The 774-nt window shown below is 73.0% G+C and carries 1 protein-coding gene; it reads left to right on the forward strand.

Features of this window, described 5'->3' with window-relative positions; translation table 11 throughout:
• The coding region (locus U9980_RS22020; protein WP_322769667.1) for a phage Gp37/Gp68 family protein at nucleotides 1-774 on the forward strand (774 nt) is incomplete at both ends.

Raw genomic sequence — 774 nt, forward strand, 5'->3', positions numbered from 1 at the left:
ATCGAGTGGACCGACGCCACCTGGAACCCGGTCACCGGCTGCACCCCGGTGTCCGAAGGATGCGATCGCTGCTACGCCGCCGGGATCGCCCGCCGGTTCGCCGGCACCCGCGCGTTCCCCCACGGATTCACCGTCACGCTGCACCCACAGCGGCTCGACGCCCCGCTGCACTGGCGCCGCCCCCGACGGGTGTTCGTCAACTCCATGTCCGACCTGTTCCACGACCAGATACCCGACACGTTCATCGTCGAGGTGTTCGCCCGGATGTGGTGGGCGCCGGCGCACACCTTCCAGCTGCTGACCAAGCGGCCCGGCCGGGCCCGGTCCCTGCTCCCCCGCATCGGCGAACAGCTCCACGACCGGGCCGCCGACCCGGCCCTGGCCGACGGCCCGACCCCGCTGACCTGGCCGTTGCCGAACGTGTGGCTCGGGGTCAGCGTGGAGAACCAGCGCTGGGCCGACAGCCGTATCCCGGTGCTGCTCGACACCGCCGCCGCACTCCACTGGGTCTCCGCGGAACCGCTCCTCGGCCCGCTGAACCTGACCGGATGGCACGGCCTGGACTGGGTCGTCGTCGGCGGGGAGTCCGGACCCGGCGCCCGGCGTATGCAACCCCAGTGGGCGGGCAGTCTGATCGCCGGCTGCCAGACGGTCGGGGTGCCGGTGTTCGTCAAACAACTCGGCACCGCCTGGGCCCGCGCACACGGCCACCCCGGTAAGGCCGGCGACCCGGCCGGCTGGCCCGCCGACCTGCGTGTCCGCCAGTTCCCCACC

Source organism: Protofrankia sp. Cr1 (genome assembly GCF_963555865.1).
GTDB lineage: Bacteria > Actinomycetota > Actinomycetes > Frankiales > Frankiaceae > Protofrankia.